Raw genomic sequence first — 24,809 nt, 5'->3', positions numbered from 1 at the left:
CACTTACAACCTTTAGTATAGGCTTCCTGTATTAATAACTGGTTGCGCACCTTTATCTGAAACGATGGCAACTAATAAATTGTTCACCATACTTGCTTTACGCTCGTCATCGAGTTCCAGTACGCCTTCTTCATCTAACATATGGATTGAATCTTTCGCCATCTTCACAGCACCTTCAACAATCTCTTTTCTAGCAGCTAATACTGCTTTTGCTTGTTGACGTTGTAGCATTGCATGGGCAATTTCTGTTGCGTAAGCTAAATGTGTTAAACGAGTTTCTAATACTTCTACGCCAGCGATTTCAAGGCGTGCTTCTAACTCACGCTTTAATTCTTCAGAGATTTCTTCAGTATTTCCTCGTAACGTGATACAAGTTTCATCTTGGAAATTATCATAAGGATATTTTGTAGCAACGTGGCGAATTGCTGTTTCACTTTGAATTTCTACGAATCGATCGTAATGCTCAACACCAAACATTGCTTTTGCAGAATCAACAACTTTATATACGATAACAGCTGCAATTTCAATTGGATTTCCCTCAACATCGTTTACTTTTAATTTTTTACTGTTAAAGTTTTCCACACGCAAAGATACAGTTTGACGAAACGCGAATGGAATTGTTAAAAATAAACCATTTTGACGAATTGTTCCTAAATAACTACCGAAAAACGTAATTACTTTTGCTTGGTTTGGTTGAACGATACCAATACCTGTCGCGAGAACCGCGGCTAAAATAATAGTTAATGCTGCTACTATGAAAATTTCTTGTACAAGGCAAAATACACCGATAGCGGCTAAAATTAAAATCCCGATAACACCGAGAAAACCATTAACATAAAATACTTGTTTTTCTTTCATATGATCGCCTCCTGATATAAAAATGATATCACTTTTATATCATTACATGCAAGGTTTTTATACCTGATTTTCTAAATCTTGTTGATTGATTTATGTACGTTTTAGGGATAAAACTCCAAAAAGATAAGAATGTACGTTCTGTTTTGTGATAAAATAAAGAAGACTTAGCCGCCCACTGCAGCAGCTAAGTCTCTTTGAGAGCATCTTGCATCGTGACAAATGATTCAAAGCGGTTTTGCCAGGATTAATTCTTCAATCGCTGACTCAATCTCTTTGTCAGAAGTGTCATAACTTCCATTTGACTTTGGTTTGTCATGACTGGAAGCTTGCTTAACTTCCTCTTTATTATGGCCTTTTTCAGTAAAGTTCATGCTAGGCATTTTAAATGCGCTCATATTCATATATTTTCCAAACTTACAGGCTTCAACAATAGGGCAGAAACGAACGATTCCCTCCGCAATTTTCATGGCACCAATCCATAGCAAAACTTTAGACCAAGTGCACCAAGGTTTACGTACGAGTTTAGCTGTACTACAACCGAAGAGGATGAGTCCGAGTGTAATTCGAATTAGAGCACTAATTGTGCCGATGTTTTGCTTCATTAGAAAAACACTCCTTTTTGATGAACTTCGAAATAGAAATACTATTTCATTTGTTAGTATTCCGTATAAGCTTTTTGATATGTAATCCAACATTTGACGTTGAAAAAGATGTTGGATTGGGCGTGTGTGTAGGTAGCTTTTTTTGTTATAATGAAAGAATGCGTAAAAGGAAGTTCAAAAAGTCCGGTAAAGATAGCTGTCGCATGTCATCGTTGCATACGCCAGTCCGGTACTCATGTAGGGAAAACTACATTCCGTTCCTCCTGGCGAATGCGCCTCGACCTGCTCGGCTCTCTATATCCTCCTTTTTGAACAAATATAGTAGGGAAGTTCAAAAAGCCCGGTAAAGATAGCTGTCGCATGTCATCGTTGCATACGCCAGTCCGGTACTCATGTAGGGAAAACTACATTCCGTTCCTCCTGGCGAATGCGCCTCGACCTGCTCGGCTCTCTATATCCTCCTTTTTGAACAAATATAGTAGGGAAGTTCAAAAAGCCCGGTAAAGATAGCTGTCGCATGTCATCGTTGCATACGCCAGTCCGGTACTCATGTAGGGAAAACTACATTCCGTTCCTCCTGGCGAATGCGCCTCGACCTGCTCGGCTCTCTATATCCTCCTTTTTGAACAAATATAGTAGGGAAGTTCAAAAAGTCCGGTAAAGATAGCTGTCGCATGTCATCGTTGCATACGCCAGTCCGGTACTCATGTAGGGAAAACTACATTCTGTTCCTCCTGGTGAATACGCCTCGACCTGCTCGGCTCTCTATATCCTCCTTTTTGAACAAATATAGTAAGGAAGTTCAAAAAGCCCGGTAAAGATATAGCAAGGAATTTAAAAACTCCTGATAAAAATTAACTGTTATTTTGAACAGAAATATAGATATAACTAGAGAAAAGAAAGGGTGTTTTCATGTACGATATTTCCAAATGGAAACATGTATTTAAGCTTGATCCAAATAAGGAGTTAAGTGACGAACATTTAGAAATGATTTGTGAATCTGGAACGGATGCTGTTATTGTAGGCGGAAGTGATGGAGTTACAATTGATAACGTATTACACATGCTAGTTAGCATTCGTAGATATGCAGTTCCTTGTGTGTTAGAGGTTTCTGATTTGGAAGCAATTACACCGGGATTTGATTTTTATTACATCCCAAGTGTTTTAAATAGCCGAAAAGTAGAATGGGTAACAGGTGTTCATCATGAGGCATTGAAAGAATTTGGGGATATTATGGACTGGGACGAAATTTTCATGGAAGGGTATTGTGTTTTAAATCCAGAAGCGAAAGTAGCCCAGCTTACAGATGCAAAATGTGATTTAACAGAAGATGATGTTATTGCATATGCACGTTTAGCAGACAAGCTATTACATTTACCGATATTCTATTTAGAATATAGCGGGACGTATGGAGATATTGAACTTGTTAAAAATGTAAAAGCAGAATTGAAGCAAGCTAAGCTATATTATGGCGGTGGTATTTCTAATGCAGAACAAGCGAAAGAAATGGCACAGTATGCTGATACAGTAGTTGTTGGAAATGTTATTTATGATGATATAAAAGCTGCGTTAAAAACAGTTAAAGCAGTAAAAGGAGAGTAGGTGCAGGCGCATATGAGTACGACAGATAGGTTATTAAATGGTTTAAATCCGCAGCAACAAAAAGCAGTACAAACAACAAATGGAGCACTTCTATTAATGGCAGGCGCAGGTAGTGGGAAAACACGTGTGTTAACACACCGTATTGCGTATTTACTTGGTGAAAAAGGTGTGGCGCCATGGAATGTGCTAGCAATTACCTTTACAAATAAAGCTGCTCGTGAAATGCGTGAGCGTATTGATAAACTTGTTGGACCAGAAGCAGAAGATATTTGGATTTCTACGTTCCACTCTATGTGCGTACGTATTTTACGACGTGATATTGACCGCATTGGGATTAATCGTAACTTTACAATTTTAGATTCAGGTGATCAGTTAACTGTAGTAAAGAAAATTATGAAGGAGCGCAATATTGACCCGAAGAAGTTTGAACCACGCTCTATTTTAGCGGGTATTAGTAATGCGAAAAATGAACTGTTATCTGCAGATAAATATGCAAAAAAAATTACAACCGCTGATCCATATGAAAAATTAACGAGCGATGTATATACAGAATATCAAAAACGCCTTCTAAAAAATAACTCATTAGACTTTGATGATTTAATTATGACGACGATTCAGCTATTTGAACGTGTTCCAGAAGTGCTAGAGTTCTATCAGCGTAAGTTCCAATATATTCACGTTGATGAGTATCAAGATACGAACAAAGCCCAGTACCTTCTTGTTAAACATTTGGCATCACGTTTTAAAAATCTTTGTGTTGTTGGTGATTCGGATCAGTCTATTTACCGCTGGCGCGGGGCTGACATTTCTAACATTTTGTCATTCGAAAAAGACTATGAGAATGCGCAAGTTATTCTGTTAGAACAAAACTATCGTTCATCACAAAATATTTTAAATGCAGCTAATGCTGTAATTGAAAAAAATTCAAACCGTAAACCGAAGAAATTATGGACAGACAATCAAATTGGGAGCAAAATCTCGTATTATCGTGCTGCAACCGAAAAGGACGAAGCGTATTTTGTTGCGAAAAAAATTCGTGACGATATTCAAATGGGGAAACGAAAATATACTGGTTTTGCAGTATTATATCGTACGAATGCCCAGTCTCGTATGATCGAGGAGATTTTCCTGAAATCTAATATCCCTTACAAAATTGTCGGTGGTACTAAGTTCTATGACCGTAAAGAGATTAAAGACATTTTGGCATATTTACGTTTAATTGGGAATCCAGATGATGAGATTAGTTTCGCTCGCATTATTAACATGCCAAAGCGCGGGATTGGTGCGACTTCTATCGATAAAATTATTAATTATGGTGTGCAAAACGGAATCTCATTAACTGCTGTATTTGATGAGATTGAGCATGTTGGAGTAAGTGCAAAAATTACAAAGGCAGTAAAAGAATTCGCAGGTTTATTACACAACTGGGTAAATATGCAAGAGTATTTATCTGTTACAGAATTAGTAGAAGAAGTTATTGAGAAAACAGGTTATCGCGATATGTTGAAAAATGAGCGTTCTTTAGAAGCAGAAGGTCGTTTAGAAAACTTAGACGAGTTTTTATCTGTTACGCAAACATTCGAATCTCAAAGTGAAGATAAGAGCCTTGTTGCATTCTTAACAGACTTAGCTCTTGTTGCTGATATTGATCGTGTAGATGAAGATCCAACTGCTGGTGAGGAAGTTATTTTAATGACGATGCACTCAGCAAAAGGATTAGAGTTCCCAGTTGTCTTTATTGTTGGCTTAGAGGAAGGGATATTCCCGCATACTCGTTCTCTTATGGAAGAAGATGAAATGCAAGAAGAGCGTCGTCTTGCTTATGTAGGTATTACTCGTGCAGAAGAAGAGTTATACTTATCGAATGCGCAAATGCGTACTTTATTTGGTAGAACAAGTATGAATGCAGCATCTCGATTTATTACAGAAATTCCGGCAGAATTGGTGGAATCATTAAATGAAACAGCACCGAAGCGTGAAACTTCGTTTGGTGCAAAAGGAAGAACGACAAGCGCAACTACAACACGTTCTCGTTCAGCTTTCGTGCGTCCGGCTGTTAAGACGACAGGTGGCGAGCAAATTGGCTGGGCAGTAGGCGATAAAGCTTCTCACCAGAAGTGGGGAGTCGGTACAGTTGTAAGTGTAAAGGGTGAAGGTGATGCAAAAGAGTTAGATATTGCGTTCCCAAGCCCAATTGGTGTTAAACGTTTATTAGCAAAATTTGCACCTGTGACGAAACAATAGGAAAGGACTGAGGATATGTCAAAAGAGATAACAAAAAAACGTATAGAAGAACTGCGTGATTTGTTAAATACATTTAACTATCAATATCACGTATTAGACAATCCTTCTGTTTCTGATGCGGAATATGACCGTGATATGCAGGAGCTTATGAAATTAGAAGCAGAGAACCCTGAATTTGTAACGGAAGACTCCCCCTCTATTCGAGTTGGGGGAGCTGTACTTGATATATTTGAAAAGGTAACGCATAAATCACCGATGTTAAGTTTAGGTAACGCATTTAATGAAGGAGATTTGCGTGATTTTGACCGAAGAGTACGTCAAGGAATTGATGATACGAATGTAAGATATATATGCGAATTAAAAATTGACGGACTTGCTGTTTCACTTCATTATGAAAAAGGGCGCTTTATTCAAGGTGCAACACGTGGTGATGGTGTAACGGGTGAAGATATTACCCAAAACTTGAAAACGATTAAAGCAATTCCACTTCGATTAAATGAAGAAGTAACGTTAGAAGCACGAGGCGAGGCTTATATGCCGAAGCGTTCATTCGTTAAATTAAATGAGGAAAAAGAGCAAAATGGTGAAGATGTATTTGCAAATCCGCGTAATGCGGCAGCAGGATCGATACGTCAACTTGATCCAAAAATTGCAGCGAAGCGTAACTTATCTATGTTTGTGTATGGTCTTGCTAATGTAGAAGAAAAAACAATTCCATCCCACAGTGAATCACTGGATTTCTTAGGTGATCTTGGATTTAAGACGAATCCAAATCGTCGTACATGTGAAACAATTGAAGATGTAATAGCGTATGTAGCAGAGTGGCAAGAAAAACGTCCGCATCTTGATTATGAGATTGATGGAATCGTTATAAAAGTAGATGATGTTGCTATTCAAGAAAGCTTAGGAACTACAGCAAAGAGTCCAAGATGGGCAATAGCTTATAAATTCCCAGCTGAAGAAGTTGTTACGAGATTAACAGGGATTGAATTAAGTGTCGGCCGCACAGGGGTTGTAACACCAACTGCGGAGCTCGAGCCAGTTAGAGTGGCTGGTACTATCGTTCGTCGTGCTTCTTTACATAACGAAGATTTAATTCGTGAAAAGGATATTCGAATTGGTGACTACGTTGTTGTGAAAAAGGCTGGAGATATCATTCCTGAAGTTGTGAACGTTATTTTTGATAAGCGTACTGGTGAGGAAGAAGAATATCATATGCCAACGCATTGTCCAGCATGTGAGAGTGAACTTGTTCGTTTAGAAGAAGAAGTAGCACTTCGATGTATAAATCCGACTTGTCCAGCTCAAATTCGTGAAGGATTAATCCATTTCGTTTCAAGAAATGCAATGAATATTGATGGACTTGGAGAACGTGTAATTACACAACTCTTTGATGCGGATTATATTCGTACGTTTGCTGATTTATATTCATTGACGAAAGAGCAATTATTACAACTAGAACGTTTCGGTGAAAAATCAGCAACAAATTTAGTCCAAGCAATTGAGAATTCTAAGGAAAACTCATTAGAGCGATTGTTATTCGGTCTTGGTATTCGTCATGTCGGTGCGAAAGCCGCACGTACATTTGCTGAGTATTTCGAAACGATGGATGAGCTTGTGAAAGCAACGGAAGAAGAACTAAAAACAATTAACGAGATTGGTGAAAAAATGGCTCAATCCGTTGTAACGTATTTCGATAATGAAGACGTATTAGAGCTATTACAACAATTTAAAGAGTATGGCGTGAACATGGCATACAAAGGTATAAAAGTTGCTGATCTACAAAATGTTGAATCGTACTTTGCAGGAAAAACTGTCGTCTTAACAGGTAAATTAGAAGTTATGGGACGCAGTGAAGCAAAGAAGAAGATTGAGGCATTAGGTGGAAAAGTAACAGGAAGTGTTAGTAAAAGTACGGATTTAGTTGTTGCTGGTGAAGCTGCTGGTTCAAAATTAGCGCAAGCAGAGAAGCACAATGTTGAAGTTTGGAATGAAGAGAGGTTCTTACAAGAGCTGAATAAGTAAGAGGTGCAAACTTACGATGAAAAAAATAGCGTTAGCGGTATTAAGTCTTAGCCTACTTGTAAGTGGGTGTAGTATGGGTTCCAATAAAGATGAAAAAGCAGTTGAGAAATCAGGGAAAGCGAAAGAACAAGCAGTTATCCCGAAATACTCCATTTCGGATGAATATTATAAGACAACGGTTCCATTTGATTCAGGTAAGGCACGTGGTTTAGTTGTACAAGGTTTAAATAGTCGTCTAGATATAGATGAATTTGAAACAGGACTAATGCGCATTGCCAAAGAATCATTTAGTACGAAAGATTATTTCTTTAAAGGCGGAAAGGTTCTAGAGGCTCAAAATATACAAATGCTTGTAAAAAGGAAGCGTACAGATGCTGAACAAAAAGAGCTAGAGGATAAGTTGAAAAAAGATGCAGTTAAATTTCCGAATATCGGACTGAATCCAGCCTTAAGTGAAGGTTCGGAGTCACTAGAAGTGAAAAATAAAAAAAATCCAATGTATATCTCAAATATTTTAGAGCATGATTACTATGTACAAAAAGGTGGGAACGATAATGAACCTGATGGCATTGTAATTGGATTAGCGATGAATTCTATTCAATATTATGAGGAAGAGCATGGGTATCCACGTGAAGCTGCAATCCCAGATGAAAAAATGTTAGCTGAAGGGAAAAGAATGGCACAAGAAATCTTGAAATTCATGCATCAAAAAGACGCTAACACAAAAAATGTTCCGATAACATTTGCAATTTATCGTCAAGGTCCAAAGTCTTCACTTGTGCCAGGGAATTTTGTTTCTTATGCTAAGGTAGAAAAAGGTAGTGAAACGGTTGAGGATTGGAAAGCAATCAATGAGAAATATTATTTGTTCCCGTCTGAACAAGCAAAAGCGGATAATAAACGTGAAGACCTTGCAAGGGTGTCAAACTTTAAAGCGAAGTTAAGTGAGTATTTCCAAGGTGATTATACAGCTGTTATCGGTACTGGAATGTATAGAGATGATGAATTAAAAGAAATGAAGCTTGATATTCCTGTTCAATTCAATGGGAAAGCTGAAGTAATTGGTTTTACACAATATGTAGCTGGACTTGTTATGGAATACTTCCCGAATTATATGAAAGTACAAGTAACAATTAAATCTGTAGAACGTCCAGAAGCGATTATTATACGTGAAGCGAAGCAAGATGAACCTTTTGTGAAAATTTTAGATTAAAAGATGAGAGCTGTTCCGTAAAGGAACAGCTTTTTTTCTTGAAAAATTTTGTTATAATTTTAAATGTTACAAATAAAGGGGTAAGGGGCAAATTCATGGAAGAACTAAGCTTTCAAGTCATTATTTTATTAATTGCATTCGGGTTTTTAGCTGCTTTTATTGATTCGGTTGTTGGAGGGGGAGGGTTAATTTCGCTTCCTGCACTTATGTTTGTTGGTTTATCACCAGCTTCGGCAATCGCAACGAATAAATTGGCAGCGACGATGGGGACGCTTACCAGTACAATTTATTTTATTCGATCAGGTAAGGTGGATTTTCGGATTGTAGGAAAGTTAATCCCGTTAACTATTATTGGAGCGGTCGCAGGTGCTTTAGTAGTAAAGTTTATTCCGCCTGATATTTTGCGTCCACTAGTGCTTGTAATGTTGGTTTTTATTGCCATTTATATTATTGCGAAAAAAGATTGGGGAAGTGCATCTACCTATAAAAAGATGACAAAAGGAAAAACATTAATGTTTTTCTTTGTTATTTTAATGATAGGGTTTTATGATGGTTTTTTTGGACCAGGGACAGGATCCTTTTTAATTTTTGCATTTTTATTAATTGGTTTGGATTTTATTCAAGCGGCAGCATCTGGAAAACTTTTGAACTTCGTTAGTAATATCGTATCTTTAATTACTTTTTTATTTTTAGATGTGATTCATTTTGAATACGGTATAATTATGGGATTATCAATGATTTTAGGTGCTTATTTTGGATCGAAGTTTGCGGTTCAAAAAGGTATTGGATATGTAAGGACTTTATTTTTATTAGTTACTATTTTATTAATCGGGAAAAATGTTTTGGAATATACTCATATTTTGTAGATTCATACGTATGTATGAATCTCTTTTTTTTATTATATTTTAAAAATTTATTAATTTTTAAAATATAAGTCTAGGAATATTTGAATAAATCTAAATTATCGTGTAGAATAATGTTGTAAAATGTAAACGTTTTTCTAAGGGGAGGCTAAAAAGATGGTAGTAGCATACAAACATGAGCCATTTACAGATTTTTCAGTAGAGGCTAACAAATTAGCGTTTGAAGAGGGTTTAAAGAAAGTAGAATCTTATCTTGGACAAGACTATCCATTAATTATCGGGGGAGAAAAAATCACTACAGAAGACAAAATTGTTTCTGTAAACCCTGCAAATAAAGAGGAACTTGTTGGTCGCGTTTCAAAAGCAAGCCGTGAATTAGCTGAAAAAGCAATGCAAGTAGCGGATGCAACATTCCAAACTTGGAGAAAGTCAAAACCAGAAATGCGTGCAGATATTTTATTCCGTGCTGCAGCAATCGTTCGTCGTAGAAAACATGAGTTCTCTGCTATTCTTGTAAAAGAAGCAGGTAAACCATGGAATGAGGCAGATGCTGATACAGCAGAAGCAATCGATTTTATGGAATATTATGCTCGTCAAATGTTGAAATTAAAAGACGGTATGCCAGTAGAAAGCCGTCCAATTGAATATAATCGTTACTCTTACATTCCATTAGGAGTAGGTGTTATCATTTCTCCTTGGAACTTCCCATTCGCAATTATGGCAGGTATGACAACAGCTGCTGTAGTTTCTGGTAACACAGTATTACTAAAACCAGCTAGTACAACTCCTGTAGTAGCAGCGAAATTTATGGAAGTATTAGAAGAAGCTGGTTTACCAGCTGGCGTAGTAAACTTCGTTCCAGGTAATGGTTCTGAAGTTGGTGACTACTTAGTAGATCACCCTCGTACACGTTTCGTTAGCTTCACTGGATCTCGCGATGTAGGTATTCGTATTTATGAGCGTGCAGCGAAAGTAAACCCAGGCCAAATTTGGCTAAAACGTGTTATCGCTGAAATGGGCGGTAAAGATACAATCGTTGTTGATAAAGAAGCAGATCTTGAATTCGCAGCTAAATCTATCGTTGCATCAGCATTCGGATTCTCAGGACAAAAATGTTCTGCATGTTCTCGTGCAGTAATCCATGAAGATGTATACGATCATGTATTAAATCGTGCTGTGGAATTAACAAAAGAATTAACAGTAGGTAACCCAGATGCAAAAGACATCAACATGGGACCTGTTAATGACCAAGCTGCATTCGATAAAGTAATGAGCTATGTTGCAATTGGTAAAGAAGAAGGTAAAATCGTATCAGGTGGCGAAGGAGACGATTCTACAGGCTGGTTCATCCAACCAACAATCGTTGCTGACGTTGCAGAAGATGCTCGTTTAATGAAAGAAGAAATCTTCGGACCAGTAGTAGCATTCTGTAAAGCAAAAGACTTTGATCATGCACTTGCAATTGCAAATAATACAGAATACGGTTTAACAGGAGCAGTTCTTTCTAACAACCGTGACCATATTGAAAAAGCACGTGAAGACTTCCACGTTGGTAACTTATACTTCAACCGTGGATGTACTGGTGCAATCGTAGGTTACCAACCATTCGGTGGCTTTAACATGTCTGGTACAGACTCTAAAGCTGGTGGCCCTGACTACTTAGCACTTCATATGCAAGCAAAAACTACTTCTGAAACTTTATAAGAAATAGTAAAAGAGATCTTCACAGTTTGTGAAGATCTCTTTTTTTGAGAAATTCTCTATATATAGAAGCTAGTTAATTTAAATCGAGAAATAGTTACCAAATATTACTATGTATTCTTTAGAATTAGTTAAACCCTATTAATATCGGGATAAACATGAAAATAGAAACAAAACAGCGAGAAAAATTGACTTATTAGTCATATTTTTTAGTATTCATTTTGAGGATTTCCTGTATAATACAATTTGAAAGAAAATCTATGGTTTGACAAGAGAACACTCCTTTCGGTTTTGCTAACTGAAAGGGGTGTTTTTTTAGGTCGCTAAAAACTCTTCTGTACTCATTATATTTGCGTATACTCCATTTAAACTCGCCAAAATTGTATTATGAATATAAACAGCTGGTATAGTAGCATTCTTAAATGAAAGATCTTTTGTAGCACAAGCATCGTGTATTACGGTACAGTGAAGGCCAAAATCAAAAGCAGCCCTTACCGTAGCATCAATACACATATGGGTCATCATCCCGCAGATTACGACGTGCTCAATTCCTGAACGTTGTAATCGTTCTAGAAGATCAGTTTCTCGGAAGCTATTTGGATAATGTTTAAGGATAACGGATTCCTCTCTAAGTGGACGGACATTTTCGTGAATATGGACACCTTCTGTATTGGGTAGGAAAAAAGTAGCACTATCCTTTATAGCTACATGTTGGATATGAAAAATAGGTTCGTTTCTAATTCTAAAATGTTGTAGTAGCTGATCAGCATATTCACTTGCTTCTACGGGATTACGTAATTCCATCTTGCCATTTGGAAAATAATCATTTTGAATATCGACGAGCAAAAGGGCTGTTTTCATATATTTATCTTCCTCCGAATTCATATTGAAATACTGTTATTCAATTAGTAGAGAAGATTCTCCTCTTTAAAAGTATGAGTGAGGAGGATGTTACATAACTATAAAAATTACTATTGTATTGTGATTTTTTTATTTGAAAATTTTAATAGAGGAATAATTAATATTTTTCTAAAAAATATATTGACTCTTATTATTCTGAGTTCTATAATGAGAATTAATTAAACGACAATTAAATCGATACACTCTTATCCAGAGAGGTGGAGGGACTGGCCCTACGATACCTCAGCAACGGGTTTTTTAATACCGTGCTAACTCCAGCAAGCTTAAAGTAGGCTTGGAAGATGAGAAGATGTGAACGAGTACATATAAGTGCTCTCCTTCTTATCTTTTACAAGTGATAAGAAGGAGAGCACTTTTTATTTTACCTCGAAAGCTCTACTTCAAGTTTTACAGCATATAGGAGGGAAGAAAATGATTTCTTTTAACAATGTAAGTAAAGTATATGAATCAGGTGGGCAATCTGTTCATGCGGTGGAGGATGTAACGCTGTCAGTTGAAAAGGGCGAAATTTTTGGCATTATCGGATTTAGTGGTGCTGGAAAGAGTACGTTATTACGTTTAGTAAATATGTTAGAACGACCAACTGCAGGAACAATTTCAATAGACGATAAAGATATTACATCATTATCGGCGAAAGAGTTACGGAAACTAAGACAAAGAATTGGGATGATTTTTCAAAGCTTTAATCTATTTAATTCAAGAACAGTGTTTGGGAACATTGCTTATCCATTAAGGTTAGCGAAATTGCCGAAGAATGAGATAAAAGAAAGAGTGAATGAACTACTAAAGTTTGTTGGTTTAGAAGATAAAGCGAACTATTATCCAGAACAGTTATCAGGTGGACAAAAGCAGCGCGTTGGGATTGCAAGAGCACTTGCGACATCACCGGATATTCTCATATGTGATGAGGCAACATCAGCTTTAGATCCGGAAACAACAACAGAAATTTTAAATTTATTAAAGAAAGTAAATAGAGAGTACAATTTAACGATTCTACTTATTACACATGAAATGCACGTTGTGAAAGAAATTTGTCACCGTGTAGCTGTTATGGAAAAAGGAAAAGTAATTGAAGAAGGAAAACTGTTTGACGTTTTCACACAACCAAAAACAAAGACAACTCAAAATTTTGTACGCTCTGTTATTAATGATCACTTACCAGAAAGTGTTCTAGCGAAAATTCAAAACGGAGGTCAGATTTATCGCCTGACTTTTACTGGGGAAGAGACAGGGCAGCCTGTACTATCATATATTGCGAAAAACTATAACGTCGATGTAAATGTTCTTTACGGAAATATTATTGAACTCCAAAATGTGCTATTTGGAAATCTTCTTGTAGAACTACAAGGTGAACAGAAAGAAATTCAAAAAGCATTACAACATCTAAGACTGCAAGTGCAGCTGAAGGAGGTAGAAGCTCATGCGAGTTGATTGGAGTATATTTTGGCCTCGCATATTAGATGCGACGGGGGATACCCTCTTAATGGTAATTGTAACCCTTATATTCGCTACAATTCTTGGTATACCTCTAGGTTTGCTTTTATATGTAACGAGAAAAGGAAACTTTTTAGAAAATAAATGGGTCTTTTCTATTCTTAATATCATAATTAATACAATTCGTCCGGTTCCATTCATTATCTTTTTAGTAGCTTTAAGCCCACTAACAAGAAGTGTTATTGGAACAACGATTGGAACAGCGGCAGCAATCTTCCCAATGACGTTAGTTGCATCAATTGGTATTGCTAGAATGGTTGAAACAAATCTTGTTTCTGTTCCGAAAGGGGTAATTGAAGCAGCGCAAGCAATGGGTGCTTCACCAATTAGAATTGTTTTTGAAATCCTCGTGCCAGAAGCGTTAGCACCATTAATCTTAGGTGTAACGTTTATGACAGTTGGTTTAATTGAATTTTCAGCAGTTGCTGGGCTTGTCGGTGGTGGCGGTCTTGGTGACTTAGCGATGACATATGGTTATCAACGTTTTGATACGTCAGTGATGTTCGTAACGGTTGTTTTACTTATCATTCTCGTACAGATAGCTCAAAATTTAGGGAACTACTTTGCGAAAGTCTTTTTACGCAGATCATAAAAGGAAGAGGGGAAAAGAAAATGAAGAAAATTTTAGCATTTGCATTATCAGCGATCGTAGGAATTACAGCCTTAAGCGGCTGCTCAGGTGGAGACACAGGTGCAGGAGCTAAAGAGAAAGTAGTTCGCATTGGTGTAACTGGAACGGATGGAAACGCTTGGGAAATTGTAAAGGAAAAAGCTGAAAAAGAAGGGATTAAAGTTAAACTGATTGAGTTCTCTGATTATACAACGCCAAATAAAGCGTTAGCTGATGGAGATATTGAACTAAACTCATTCCAGCACATTGCTTTCTTAGAGCAATTTAAAAAGGAGCATAGATTAGATATTACAGCTGTTGGTACAACACAAATTGCACCGATGGGCTTATACTCTGAAAAATATAAGAAAGCAAATGAAATCCCAGATGGTTCAGAAATTGCTATTCCAAATGATCCAACGAACCAAGCACGTGCATTAAAACTTCTTGATGCAGCTGGATTATTAAAGCTTAAGAAAGATTTTGGTCTATTTGGGGATCCAAGCGGCATTGCTGAAAATCCGAAGAAGCTAAAGATTACACCGGTTATCGCACAGCAAACACCTCGTGTGTTAAAAGATGTAGCGGCTTCAGTTATTAATAACGGTGTTGCTGGTCAAGCTGGATTAGACCCAGCGAAGGATCCAATTTTCTTAGAAGATCCAAATAATGAAAATGCAAAGGCCTATATTAATATTTTCGCAGCTCGTACGAAAGATAAAAAGGATCCAACACTGAAAAAAGTAATTGAACTATATCATTCAAAAGAAGTAACAGATGCAATTAAGAAAGAAACAAATGATGGTTCCATTTCAGTAGATCTTTCACTTGATGAGCTTGAAAAAATCGTAAAATAATTATTGAGTTTAACGACTAACAGTAGGAACCCCTCCGCTGTTAGCTCGTTAAACATATAATCTACTTAACAAACAAAACCCTAATTCTGTACCTTCCAATTTTGTATAACATAGAATCCAATGTTTGTTAAGTAGAGTGATGGACCAGGAGTTTTCCTGGTCTTTTTTTATGGTTATTCAATCATGATACTTTTTAAATTATCTTCGTGATGCTCTTGTTCTTTCGGATAAGCAGCTAGCTCCTCTTGTAAAATATTTAGTGCTTGCTTAGCTGATTGCTGAATCGGATTCGGTAACTCTTCTAATATAAGCATACCGAATTTTATTTTTGTACGAATTACCTTTCTTAGTAGTTCATCATGCATGTACTACACCTCCAAACCGAATATTTAGTACATCATCTTCAAACTTAGCTCCTTGAATAGAAAGGTGCGTTAATGTTTTTGGCAAGGTGATATTTCGCTTCGCAGAACCGGCTCGAATAATAAGTTCATCACCTTTTTGATTTAATGAAAGTTCACTTTTGTTTGAGAAGGGAATGGACAGAACGAAAATATACTCATCGCCATCTTTTTTTACATATTGTGTGCGACCGTTAAATTTCACTTCCGTAGGAGAAGAGTCAGATTTAAATAAAGCGTCTCCTACACGTTCTAACATAGACAAACCAACAACTTCTTGTTCAAACATCGGAGCTTCGTAAATAGGAAGTGGCTGAAAACTATCTTGAATTAATGTTTTATATTTCTTTTGTGTATCTTTCCATGCCTGAAAATAAGGATCGGTGACAGTGTTAGGGATGATGCGGTTAATCATAATGGCATCAACGTTATAATCGTATAAGTTTAAATACGTAAAGCTGCGCTGAGCTTCTTTAATGACCATTTTTTCAGGATTTACAACAACGCGAATGCTGGTTACCTCTCGGTTTGATAAAATATCTCTCATTTCTCCAAGCTGTTCAAGTGTATTTGTTAATTCGTCCATAATATCATCGGTTGGAAGGGGGACACCAAGGAGTGGTTGAGCTACAGGACGAACGACTTTTAAAATTTTTCTTTTAATAGGAAAGAGTTTTTCCATCCACCAGCCGAGCATGTCTGGAAAGCTGAGCATTGCTAAAGTTTCTCCAGTCGGTGCGCAATCAATAATGATGACGTCGTAAGTGTTGTGTTTATAGTAATCGAGTACTCGAAGTAAGCTAATTAAATCTTCCATACCAGGGAACATCGTTAATTCTTCTGTTGTAATATCATCGGCTGCTTTGGAAGTGAAGAGTAGTGTAATATATTTCTGCAATTTCCCCCAGCCTTTTTCCATTTCATAAATCGTATTAATCTCTTGTGCCCATAAGTTTTCGCGAATTTCTAATGGTTCAGAAGATAGCTTTATACCAAATGAATCTCCTAAACTATGAGCAGGATCTGTGCTCATTACTAATGTTTTTAATCCTTGTTTTGAACTTTGAAGTGCTGTTGCTGCTGAAATGCTAGTTTTTCCTACGCCGCCTTTACCTGTATACAAAATAATTCTCATCATTTTATCCCCTTTGTTTCGAATGTCGAATATTACGAGTATCGAAGTAAATGGTTGAATAAAAACCCAGTTAGGGCTTTATTCAATCGGAATGTTTTTCATTTTAGGTGTAGAAACCTTTTCTTCTGTTTTTTGCTGTGATGTAGCAATGTGATTCATGATCTTTTGGAAGATTTGTAGTAAGAATGCTTTTTCTTCTTCTGACAATGCTTCCGTCACTAGGCTAAAGTAATGGGCCGCATTTTGTTTCACTTCTTGAACGAGCATTACGCCGTTTTCTGTTAAACGAATTAATACAATGCGTCGATCGCTTTCATCACGGTAGCGTTCAATATAGCCCTTTTTTACAAGGCGATTTACAACGCCTGTCGTTGTACTCATCGGTATATCAAGAAGATCAGCGATTTTTGTCATTGTAATATCTGTATTTCGCTCCATCCAAAGTAAACAAAATACTTCTGTTTTGGAAAGTGTTAAATCAAGGCTTACCCATTCTTCAGGATAGAAAAGTTTCTTGGCGTTATCTAGCAGTAAGTCTAAAAAATGTTCATATTGCAACAATTATTTCCACTCCAGTATATTTCGAGGTTCGTAATATTTGTTTTTATTTTATGTGGAATTGAAATAAATGTCAATGATTTTGATTATTTTTTCAGATTAGAAAGAAAATAATCTTCAAAATAGCAATTTTTTGTGATAGATTAATAAATAGAAAAAAGAAAATTTACATAAAAATCCATTGTGATAAATATATTTATCTATAATGGGTGTACAGCTAACGAGGGGGAGAACGATGAGAAGACGAAATACGCAAGCGTTCACGTTTTTAGCATGGACTTCATTTGTTTGTGCGTTGTCAGGAATGCTAATTGGGATTTACACGTTAGATGAAACGCTTAGTGTAAAAGGGTACTATTTAATAGGAACATTATTTTTAACGATGTCTTGTTTTGTATTACAAAAAACAATTCGTGATAATGAGGAAGATAATGAAAGATTTCCGAAAAATAAATCGTTAGATAAAGAGTAAATTGTAAAGAAAGGCACTTGCCTTTCTTTTTTTATGTAAAAATGCCGTAAGTGCCGTGTGTTGACTTGCTTGAAGTACTGGAAATTTGGTATCATCAATAGTATTGTAGATTGAACGATATATTATGGAGGTGGCCTAGCCGTGTCAAGAATTTCCGTTGAGAATGTAAAGCACGTAGCACATTTAGCACGTCTTGCAATTACTGATCAAGAAGCAGAAAAATTTCAAAAACAACTAGATGCAATTGTTACATTTGCAGAACAGTTAAATGAATTAGATACAACTGATGTAAAACCAACAACTCATGTATTAACTATGAAAAATGTTATGCGTGAAGATGTGCCAGAAAAAGGTTTACCAGTAGAAGAAGTATTAAAAAATGCACCGGATCACAAAGATAATCAAATCCGTGTTCCAGCAGTATTAGAATAGAGGAGGGAATTTCGATGTCATTATTTGATCATTCTGTATCAGAGTTACATAAGAAGTTAAACAACAAAGAAATTTCCGTTACGGATTTAGTAGAAGAATCTTACAAACGTATTTCGGATGTTGAAGATAACGTAAAAGCTTTTCTTACATTAGATGAAGAAAATGCACGCGCGAAAGCGAAAGAATTAGATGCAAAGATTGGTGCTGAGGATAATGGTTTATTATTCGGTATGCCAATCGGTGTAAAAGATAACATTGTAACTAACGGTCTTCGTACAACTTGTGCGAGCAAAATGTTAGCAAACTTCGATCCAATTTACGATGCGACAGTTGTGCAAAAGCTAAAAGCTGCTGACACAGTTACAATCGGTAAATTAAATATGGACGAGTTCGCAATGGGTTCTTCAAATGAAAATTCAGGCTTCTACGCTACAAAAAATCCATGGAACTTAGATTATGTTCCAGGTGGATCTAGTGGTGGTTCTGCAGCGGCAGTAGCAGCAGGAGAAGTATTATTCTCTCTAGGTTCTGATACGGGTGGTTCTATCCGTCAGCCAGCTGCATATTGCGGCGTTGTAGGTTTAAAACCAACTTACGGACGTGTATCTCGTTACGGATTAGTAGCATTCGCATCTTCACTTGACCAAATCGGACCGATTACACGTACAGTAGAAGACAATGCATACTTATTACAAGCTATTTCAGGTATTGACCGTATGGATGCAACTTCTGCAAACGTTGAAGTAGGAAACTACTTAGCTGGTTTAACAGGCGATGTTAAAGGTTTACGCATTGCTGTACCGAAAGAATACTTAGGCGAAGGTGTTGGCGAGGAAGCTCGTGAGTCAGTACTAGCTGCTTTAAAAGTGTTAGAAGGTATGGGCGCAACTTGGGAGGAAGTATCTCTTCCGCACTCTAAATACGCTCTAGCAACGTATTACTTATTATCTTCTTCTGAAGCATCTGCTAACCTTTCACGCTTTGATGGCGTACGTTACGGTGTTCGTTCTGATAATGTGAATAATTTATTAGATCTTTACAAAAACACACGTAGCGAAGGTTTCGGTGATGAAGTAAAACGTCGTATTATGCTTGGTACATTTGCTCTTAGCTCTGGTTACTATGATGCATATTACAAAAAAGCACAACAAGTACGTACATTAATTAAAAATGACTTTGAAAATGTATTTGCTAACTATGATGTTATTATTGGACCAACAACGCCAACTCCGGCATTTAAAGTGGGCGAAAAAGTGGACGATCCAATGACAATGTATGCAAATGACATTTTAACAATTCCAGTAAACTTAGCGGGTGTTCCAGCGATTTCTGTTCCATGTGGATTCGGTGCTAACAACATGCCACTTGGTTTACAAATCATTGGTAAACACTTCGATGAAACGACAATTTACCGCGTTGCACATGCGTTTGAGCAAGCAACAGACTATCATACAAAAAAAGCAAGTCTGTAAGGAGGCGAGCATAGATGAATTTAGAAACAATTATTGGTTTAGAGGTTCACGTTGAGTTAAAAACAAATTCGAAAATTTTCTCTGCGAGTCCAACAGAATTCGGAGCGGAGCCAAATACACAAACGAGTGTAATTGACTTAGGATACCCAGGGGTACTTCCTACTTTAAATAAAGAAGCAGTTAACTTTGCAATGAAAGCTGCAATGGCATTAAACTGTGAAATCGCAACGGAAACGAAGTTCGACCGTAAAAACTATTTCTATCCAGATAATCCGAAAGCTTACCAAATCTCTCAATTTGATAAGCCAATTGGTGAAAATGGTTGGATTGAAATCGAAGTAGACGGTAAAAAGAAACGTATCGGTATTACACGTCTTCATTTAGAAGAAGATGCTGGTAAATCAACGCATACGGCTGAAGGTTCATTAGTAGACTACAACCGTCAAGGTATGCCTTTAATCGAGATCGTATCTGAGCCAGATATGCGTACTCCAGAAGAAGCATATGCCTACTTAGAGAAGTTAAAATCAATCATTCAATATACAGGTGTATCTGATTGTAAGATGGAAGAAGGTTCTCTTCGTTGTGATGCGAATATTTCCCTTCGTCCAGTTGGACAAGAGAAGTTCGGTACAAAAGCAGAACTGAAAAACTTAAACTCTTTCAATTACGTGCAAAAAGGTCTTGAGCATGAGCAAGTGCGCCAAGAAAAAGAATTATTATCTGGCGGTATCATCCAACAAGAAACACGTCGTTATGATGAAGCAACGAAGAAAACAATCTTAATGCGTATAAAAGAAGGATCTGACGATTACCGTTACTTCCCAGAGCCAGACTTAGTTGAACTTTACATCGACGATGAGTGGAAAGAAGAAATTCGTGCTTCTATTCCAGAACTTCCAGATGCACGTAAAGCTCGCTATGTTGAAGAAGTTGGTTTACCAGCTTATGATGCACACGTATTAACATTAACGAAAGAGATGTCTGATTTCTTTGAAGCAACAGTTGCAGAAGGTGCTGATGCGAAATTAACATCAAACTGGTTAATGGGTGAAGTACTTGCATACTTAAACAAACAACAAAAAGAATTAAAAGACGTTGCATTAACGCCTGCTGGCTTATCTAAAATGGTTCAATTAATTGAAAAAGGTACAATTTCTTCTAAAATCGCGAAGAAAGTATTTAACGAATTAATTGAAAAAGGTGGAGACCCAGAAGAAATCGTTAAAGCGAAAGGGCTTGTTCAAATTTCTGACGAAGGAACACTTCGTAAGGTTGTAACAGAAATTCTTGATAATAATGAGCAATCTATTGAAGACTTTAAAAACGGTAAAGACCGTGCAATTGGCTTCTTAGTTGGTCAAATTATGAAAGCTACAAAAGGACAAGCAAATCCACCGCTTGTTAACAAAATCTTACTTGAAGAGATTAATAAGCGCTAAAATAGTATAGATTCTTAAAGATTAAACAGAAAAAACACCCGTATTTGGGTGTTTTTTCTGAGTTAATCAAACGTTTGTTTAAATGGTGAAAAATAATTTAAACAAACGTTTGATTAACTGTCAAAAGTGAGAAAATGTTTCTATAGCAACTATGGTATGATAGTTGCAAAAAGGTGGGAATAATGATAAATCTAGACATAGAGGTTTTTTTTCATCTCATGAAATAATAGATAATTATTATTCATTATATGTAAATTGATGTGAGAGAATGGATAGACATAAAATTCTTGGTTAAATAAAACAAAACTATCAGGAGTGAACAGTTACTTTTGATGGGCTACACGAATCGGGTTCTTACTGCCTGTTTGAGCGGAATTAAAGAAGGATAGGAAGATGAGAGGAGGTAGGCATAGGGATACTGAATAAGGGTTCGGTGTATTCGTTTTTCAATGAATAAGGAATTTCCTGTGCTAATAAATATGAAGCGAGCAAGAATTATTTATAATCCTACTTCTGGGCGCGAGCTATTTAAGAAGAGCTTACCAGAAGTATTACAAAAATTAGAACAAGCTGGATATGAAGCGTCTTGTCATGCGACAACTGGTCCTGGAGATGCGACTGTGGCAGCGAGGCAAGCTGCTGATCGTAAGTTTGATGTTGTTATCGCAGCTGGTGGTGATGGTACATTAAATGAAGTAGTGAACGGTTTAGTAGGACATGAGCATCGTCCAAAGTTTGGTATTATTCCAGTTGGAACGACAAATGATTTTGCGCGTGCGATCGGTGTACCTCGTGCTATTGAAGAGGCTGCGGATATTATTTGTGAAGGAACAACGGTACCGTTAGATCTTGGTAGAGCGAATGATACATATTTCATTAATATCGCTGGTGGCGGCCGTATTACAGAATTAACATATGAAGTACCAAGCAAGCTAAAAACGGTATTAGGCCAACTTGCTTACTATTTAAAAGGAATCGAAATGTTACCATCATTACATCCAACATATGTTGAAATTGAGTATGATGGGAAAATGCTACAAGAAGAAATTACGATGTTTTTAATTACGAATACTCGTTCAGTTGGTGGATTCGAAAAAGTAGCACCATATGCATCTATTAACGATGGATTATTTGATTTATTAGTACTGAAAAAAGGTTCTATCGCTGATTTAATTAAAGCAGCAACACAAGCACAGCGTGGGGAACATATTAACAATCCGAAAGTGCTATATACACAAGCGAATCGTATTAAAGTTCATTCTCCTGATAAATTAATGATCAACTTAGATGGTGAATATGGCGGAGACGCACCAATGGAATTTGAAAATATATATCATTGTCTGGAACTATTTGTTCCTGAACATCAAGAGGATGCCCTGTAAAGGCATCCTTTTTTGCTTTCCACAGCATTCCCATCTTAAAATTCGGCTGAAGCAAAGAAGTTAGGTAGGAGTCGGGCTGCTCGTAAAAGCCTCTGTTGATTAAAGTTTCACTTTATACAGCTGAATTGTAAATTGGAAGTTAGTTTGATTTTTATGGTATTTTTACAATCCGTTTATTTTATGTACATACTTTATTGATACACTGGAGGAGATAAGAAATGAGAGGTAGGGTGCTATGGAGAAGGTAAAAGCAATACTATTTGATAAAGATGGGACATTAATGGATTTTCATTCGATTTGGATAAAAGTAGCTGAAGAGCTCGTTACAGAGTGTATAAATTTATATCAATTACCAGAATCAATGCAGCAGGATTTATTAAAAGAGATTGGCGTAGACGGAGCATTTGTTCATCCTCGTAGTGCGATCGCTGCTGGAACGAGTCTTGATGTGGCAAAGGGGCTTTGTAAGTATATTGCATCATCTAGAGAAGAAGAGATGCATCAATGGGTGAGTGAAAAGTTATTTGCTCTTATGTACGAGCATCGTTCACATATGAGAATGACGGCAGATTTACCGAAAGTTTTACAGGCGTTAAAGGATAGAGGATTTATTCTAGGTGTCGTTACAGCTGATGATTTCGCGCCGACAGAATTATTTTTAAAGCAATATCAATTGGAAGCTTTTTTTGATTGTGTTATAGCTTCAGATACATTTCCAGCACAGAAGCCAGATAAAAAAATTGTAGAATCGTTTTGTGAGAGATTTAATTTAGAGACATGTGAAGTAGCGGTCGTCGGGGATACACCGACGGATTTACATTTAGCGAAAAATGGTGGCGACTGCTATGCGATTGGCGTACTATCTGGTACGGGTGATCGTCAAACGTTAGAACCACTTGCAGATTTAATATTACAATCTGTTGAAGATTTAATTTCTCATTCAGGTGAGTTTATTTGGAAACAAAGAAAGTCTAATGTATAAATTAATAAGTCTATAAGGACTCTATATGAGTCTTTATAGACTTATTTTTTATGCCGAGATATTCAGGGAATGGGATGAATACTAGAAATGGGAAGTTGGCACACATCTTGCAATATAAAGAGAAAACATTGTATAGAAAAGGATGGGGTACATAATGAACACAAAAAAATTTGCTAAAGTAGATGAACAAATTCCAGGACCGAAAGCAGCGTCTTTATTAGAACGCCGCCAAAATATAGTACCAAAAGGAGTAAGTAATGGTATTCCAACATTTGTACAGTCTGCAAATGGTGCACTCGTAACAGATGTGGATGGAAATCAGTACATTGATTTCGCAGGAGCAATCGGGACAATTAATGTAGGACATTGTCATCCTACTGTTAAAGAAGCGCTTCATAAACAAGTAGATCAATATATTCATACTGGTTTTAATGTGATGATGTATGAGCCATATATTGAATTGGCAGAAAAGCTTGCCGCATTAGCGCCAGGTAATTTCGACAAACAAGTGCTGTTTTTAAACAGTGGGGCAGAAGCGGTTGAAAATGCAGTGAAGATTGCTCGTAAATATACGAAGAGACCTGGAATTATCGCATTTTCTAAAGGATTTCATGGGCGTACATTAATGACAATGACGATGACAAGTAAAGTAAAACCATATAAATTTGGATTTGGCCCATTTGCTCCAGAAGTATATAAAGCGCCATTCCCATATGAATACCGTCGCCCAGAAGGGTTAACAGAAGAGCAGTATGATGACTTTATCATTGAAGAGTTTAAGAACTTCTTCATATCAGAAGTAGCACCAGAAACAATTGCAGCTGTTGTAATGGAGCCTGTTCAAGGGGAAGGCGGATTTATCGTTCCAAGTAAGAAATTTGTTCAAGAAGTACGCAGTATTTGTTCAGAGCACGGTATTTTATTTGTAGCTGATGAAATTCAAACAGGCTTTAGTCGTACCGGAAAATACTTTGCAATTGATCATTATGATGTCGTTCCAGATTTAATTACGGTATCTAAATCATTAGGTGCTGGTGTACCGATAAGTGGTGTGATTGGACGTAAAGAAATTATGAATGAGTCTGCACCGGGGGAACTTGGTGGAACGTATGCAGGAAGCCCACTAGGATGTGCGGCTGCATTAGCTGTGCTTGATGTAATAGAAAAAGAGAAATTAAATGATAGAGCGATAGAAGTAGGGAAAGTCGTAATGAACCGATTCCAAGAGATGGAAAATAAATATAATTGCATCGGTGATGTGCGCGGCTTAGGGGCAATGTGTGCATTCGAGCTCGTTCAAGATCGCAAGACGAAAGCGCCTGATAAAATATTAGCGTCTAATTTGTGTGCAGAAGCAAATAAGCGTGGACTACTTTTATTATCCGCAGGAACATATGGAAATGTTATTCGTGTATTAATGCCATTAGTGATTACAGATGAGCAACTTGAGGAAGGTTTAACAATAATTGAAGAATCATTGCAAGCTTGTTATGAGCAAGCAAATATCGCTCGTGTATAAAGAATTGGGATAACTTAAAAAAGG

Annotated in this window: 22 protein-coding genes and 1 riboswitch; of the genes, 16 read left to right on the top strand and 6 right to left on the bottom strand. The window is 36.9% G+C overall.

Features of this window, described 5'->3' with window-relative positions:
- Nucleotides 1–12 precede the first annotated feature (12 nt).
- Nucleotides 13–858 (bottom strand): SPFH domain-containing protein, encoded by an 846-nt coding sequence (locus ACE38F_RS26230; RefSeq protein ID WP_215555049.1) that lies wholly within the window; start codon nt 856–858, stop codon nt 13–15.
- Between the two features lie 224 nt (nt 859–1,082).
- Nucleotides 1,083–1,460 carry a YgaP family membrane protein gene (locus tag ACE38F_RS26225; protein WP_002159494.1) on the bottom strand — a complete coding sequence of 126 codons (378 nt, stop codon included), beginning with the start codon at nt 1,458–1,460 and terminating at the stop codon, nt 1,083–1,085.
- Nucleotides 1,461–2,372: 912 nt separating this feature from the next.
- On the opposite strand from ACE38F_RS26225, the gene pcrB reads away from it, so the two are divergent.
- From pcrB to pruA, 6 genes are all read left to right on the top strand, one after another.
- The gene (gene pcrB, locus ACE38F_RS26220; protein ID WP_002113485.1) at nt 2,373–3,062 is read left to right on the top strand and encodes a heptaprenylglyceryl phosphate synthase; all 690 of its coding nucleotides are present in this window, start codon (nt 2,373–2,375) and stop codon (nt 3,060–3,062) included.
- 12 nt (nt 3,063–3,074) lie between these two features.
- Nucleotides 3,075–5,306 (top strand): DNA helicase PcrA, encoded by a 2,232-nt coding sequence (pcrA, locus tag ACE38F_RS26215; RefSeq protein WP_375370614.1) that lies wholly within the window; start codon nt 3,075–3,077, stop codon nt 5,304–5,306.
- A gap of 15 nt (nt 5,307–5,321) precedes the next feature.
- The gene (gene ligA, locus ACE38F_RS26210; protein ID WP_215555051.1) at nt 5,322–7,331 is read left to right on the top strand and encodes an NAD-dependent DNA ligase LigA; all 2,010 of its coding nucleotides are present in this window, start codon (nt 5,322–5,324) and stop codon (nt 7,329–7,331) included.
- A gap of 16 nt (nt 7,332–7,347) precedes the next feature.
- Nucleotides 7,348–8,544 carry a CamS family sex pheromone protein gene (locus ACE38F_RS26205; RefSeq protein WP_215555052.1) on the top strand — a complete coding sequence of 399 codons (1,197 nt, stop codon included), beginning with the start codon at nt 7,348–7,350 and terminating at the stop codon, nt 8,542–8,544.
- 95 nt (nt 8,545–8,639) lie between these two features.
- Complete coding sequence (locus ACE38F_RS26200) at nt 8,640–9,410, top strand: TSUP family transporter (protein ID WP_002091347.1); 771 nt, start codon at nt 8,640–8,642, stop codon at nt 9,408–9,410.
- A gap of 153 nt (nt 9,411–9,563) precedes the next feature.
- A complete protein-coding gene (gene pruA / locus ACE38F_RS26195) occupies nt 9,564–11,111 on the top strand; it encodes an L-glutamate gamma-semialdehyde dehydrogenase (protein WP_215555054.1) in 1,548 nt (515 codons plus the stop codon).
- A gap of 312 nt (nt 11,112–11,423) precedes the next feature.
- On the opposite strand, the gene ACE38F_RS26190 is transcribed toward pruA, so the two are convergent.
- On the bottom strand, nt 11,424–11,969 hold the full coding sequence (locus ACE38F_RS26190; protein ID WP_002159488.1) for a cysteine hydrolase family protein: 546 nt from the start codon (nt 11,967–11,969) through the stop codon (nt 11,424–11,426).
- 242 nt (nt 11,970–12,211) lie between these two features.
- Nucleotides 12,212–12,317: riboswitch (SAM riboswitch) on the top strand.
- 123 nt (nt 12,318–12,440) lie between these two features.
- On the opposite strand from ACE38F_RS26190, the gene ACE38F_RS26185 reads away from it, so the two are divergent.
- The 3 genes from ACE38F_RS26185 to ACE38F_RS26175 are packed head-to-tail and all read left to right on the top strand — an operon-like array spanning nt 12,441 to nt 14,990.
- Entirely contained in the window at nt 12,441–13,460 is a 1,020-nt protein-coding gene (locus tag ACE38F_RS26185; RefSeq protein ID WP_002029486.1) for a methionine ABC transporter ATP-binding protein, read from the top strand.
- Complete coding sequence (locus ACE38F_RS26180) at nt 13,450–14,115, top strand: methionine ABC transporter permease (RefSeq protein WP_001261864.1); 666 nt, start codon at nt 13,450–13,452, stop codon at nt 14,113–14,115. The genes ACE38F_RS26185 and ACE38F_RS26180 overlap by 11 nt, the downstream gene beginning before the upstream one ends.
- 20 nt (nt 14,116–14,135) lie before the next feature.
- Nucleotides 14,136–14,990, top strand: a complete 855-nt coding sequence (locus ACE38F_RS26175) for a MetQ/NlpA family ABC transporter substrate-binding protein (RefSeq protein WP_375370612.1) — start codon at nt 14,136–14,138, stop codon at nt 14,988–14,990.
- A gap of 173 nt (nt 14,991–15,163) precedes the next feature.
- Here ACE38F_RS26175 and ACE38F_RS26170 read toward each other — a convergent pair whose 3' ends face one another.
- The 3 genes from ACE38F_RS26170 to ACE38F_RS26160 form a co-directional block, all read right to left on the bottom strand.
- On the bottom strand, nt 15,164–15,355 hold the full coding sequence (locus ACE38F_RS26170; RefSeq protein ID WP_078179980.1) for a DUF3926 domain-containing protein: 192 nt from the start codon (nt 15,353–15,355) through the stop codon (nt 15,164–15,166).
- Nucleotides 15,348–16,529, bottom strand: coding sequence for an ArsA family ATPase (locus tag ACE38F_RS26165; protein WP_375370611.1), 1,182 nt, complete (start codon nt 16,527–16,529; stop codon nt 15,348–15,350). The genes ACE38F_RS26170 and ACE38F_RS26165 overlap by 8 nt, the downstream gene beginning before the upstream one ends.
- Before the next feature lie 75 nt (nt 16,530–16,604).
- The gene (locus ACE38F_RS26160) at nt 16,605–17,087 is read right to left on the bottom strand and encodes a MarR family winged helix-turn-helix transcriptional regulator (RefSeq protein WP_002113502.1); all 483 of its coding nucleotides are present in this window, start codon (nt 17,085–17,087) and stop codon (nt 16,605–16,607) included.
- Between the two features lie 232 nt (nt 17,088–17,319).
- Between ACE38F_RS26160 and ACE38F_RS26155 the strand changes: the two genes are divergently transcribed.
- From ACE38F_RS26155 to gabT, 7 genes are all read left to right on the top strand, one after another.
- The gene (locus tag ACE38F_RS26155) at nt 17,320–17,556 is read left to right on the top strand and encodes a YiaA/YiaB family inner membrane protein (protein WP_002029490.1); all 237 of its coding nucleotides are present in this window, start codon (nt 17,320–17,322) and stop codon (nt 17,554–17,556) included.
- A 141-nt stretch (nt 17,557–17,697) separates the two neighbouring features.
- A complete protein-coding gene (gene gatC, locus ACE38F_RS26150; protein WP_000086999.1) occupies nt 17,698–17,988 on the top strand; it encodes an Asp-tRNA(Asn)/Glu-tRNA(Gln) amidotransferase subunit GatC in 291 nt (96 codons plus the stop codon).
- Between the two features lie 14 nt (nt 17,989–18,002).
- Nucleotides 18,003–19,460, top strand: coding sequence for an Asp-tRNA(Asn)/Glu-tRNA(Gln) amidotransferase subunit GatA (gatA, locus tag ACE38F_RS26145; RefSeq protein ID WP_002139408.1), 1,458 nt, complete (start codon nt 18,003–18,005; stop codon nt 19,458–19,460).
- 14 nt (nt 19,461–19,474) lie between these two features.
- On the top strand, nt 19,475–20,902 hold the full coding sequence (gene gatB / locus ACE38F_RS26140) for an Asp-tRNA(Asn)/Glu-tRNA(Gln) amidotransferase subunit GatB (RefSeq protein ID WP_002201956.1): 1,428 nt from the start codon (nt 19,475–19,477) through the stop codon (nt 20,900–20,902).
- Between the two features lie 479 nt (nt 20,903–21,381).
- Nucleotides 21,382–22,284 (top strand): diacylglycerol kinase, encoded by a 903-nt coding sequence (locus ACE38F_RS26135; RefSeq protein WP_375370621.1) that lies wholly within the window; start codon nt 21,382–21,384, stop codon nt 22,282–22,284.
- Nucleotides 22,285–22,519: 235 nt separating this feature from the next.
- Nucleotides 22,520–23,266: an HAD family hydrolase gene (locus tag ACE38F_RS26130; protein ID WP_341307833.1), complete on the top strand. Its 747-nt coding sequence runs from the start codon at nt 22,520–22,522 to the stop codon at nt 23,264–23,266.
- Nucleotides 23,267–23,420: 154 nt separating this feature from the next.
- Nucleotides 23,421–24,785 carry a 4-aminobutyrate--2-oxoglutarate transaminase gene (gene gabT / locus ACE38F_RS26125; protein WP_375370610.1) on the top strand — a complete coding sequence of 455 codons (1,365 nt, stop codon included), beginning with the start codon at nt 23,421–23,423 and terminating at the stop codon, nt 24,783–24,785.
- The last annotated feature ends 24 nt before the right edge of the window (nt 24,786–24,809 follow it).

The sequence above is a fragment of the Bacillus altaicus genome (assembly GCF_042136375.2).
Classification (GTDB): domain Bacteria; phylum Bacillota; class Bacilli; order Bacillales; family Bacillaceae_G; genus Bacillus_A; species Bacillus_A cereus_U.
Note: the sequence above shows the minus strand (reverse complement) of the source record. Positions and strands in the feature narration are given on the sequence as shown.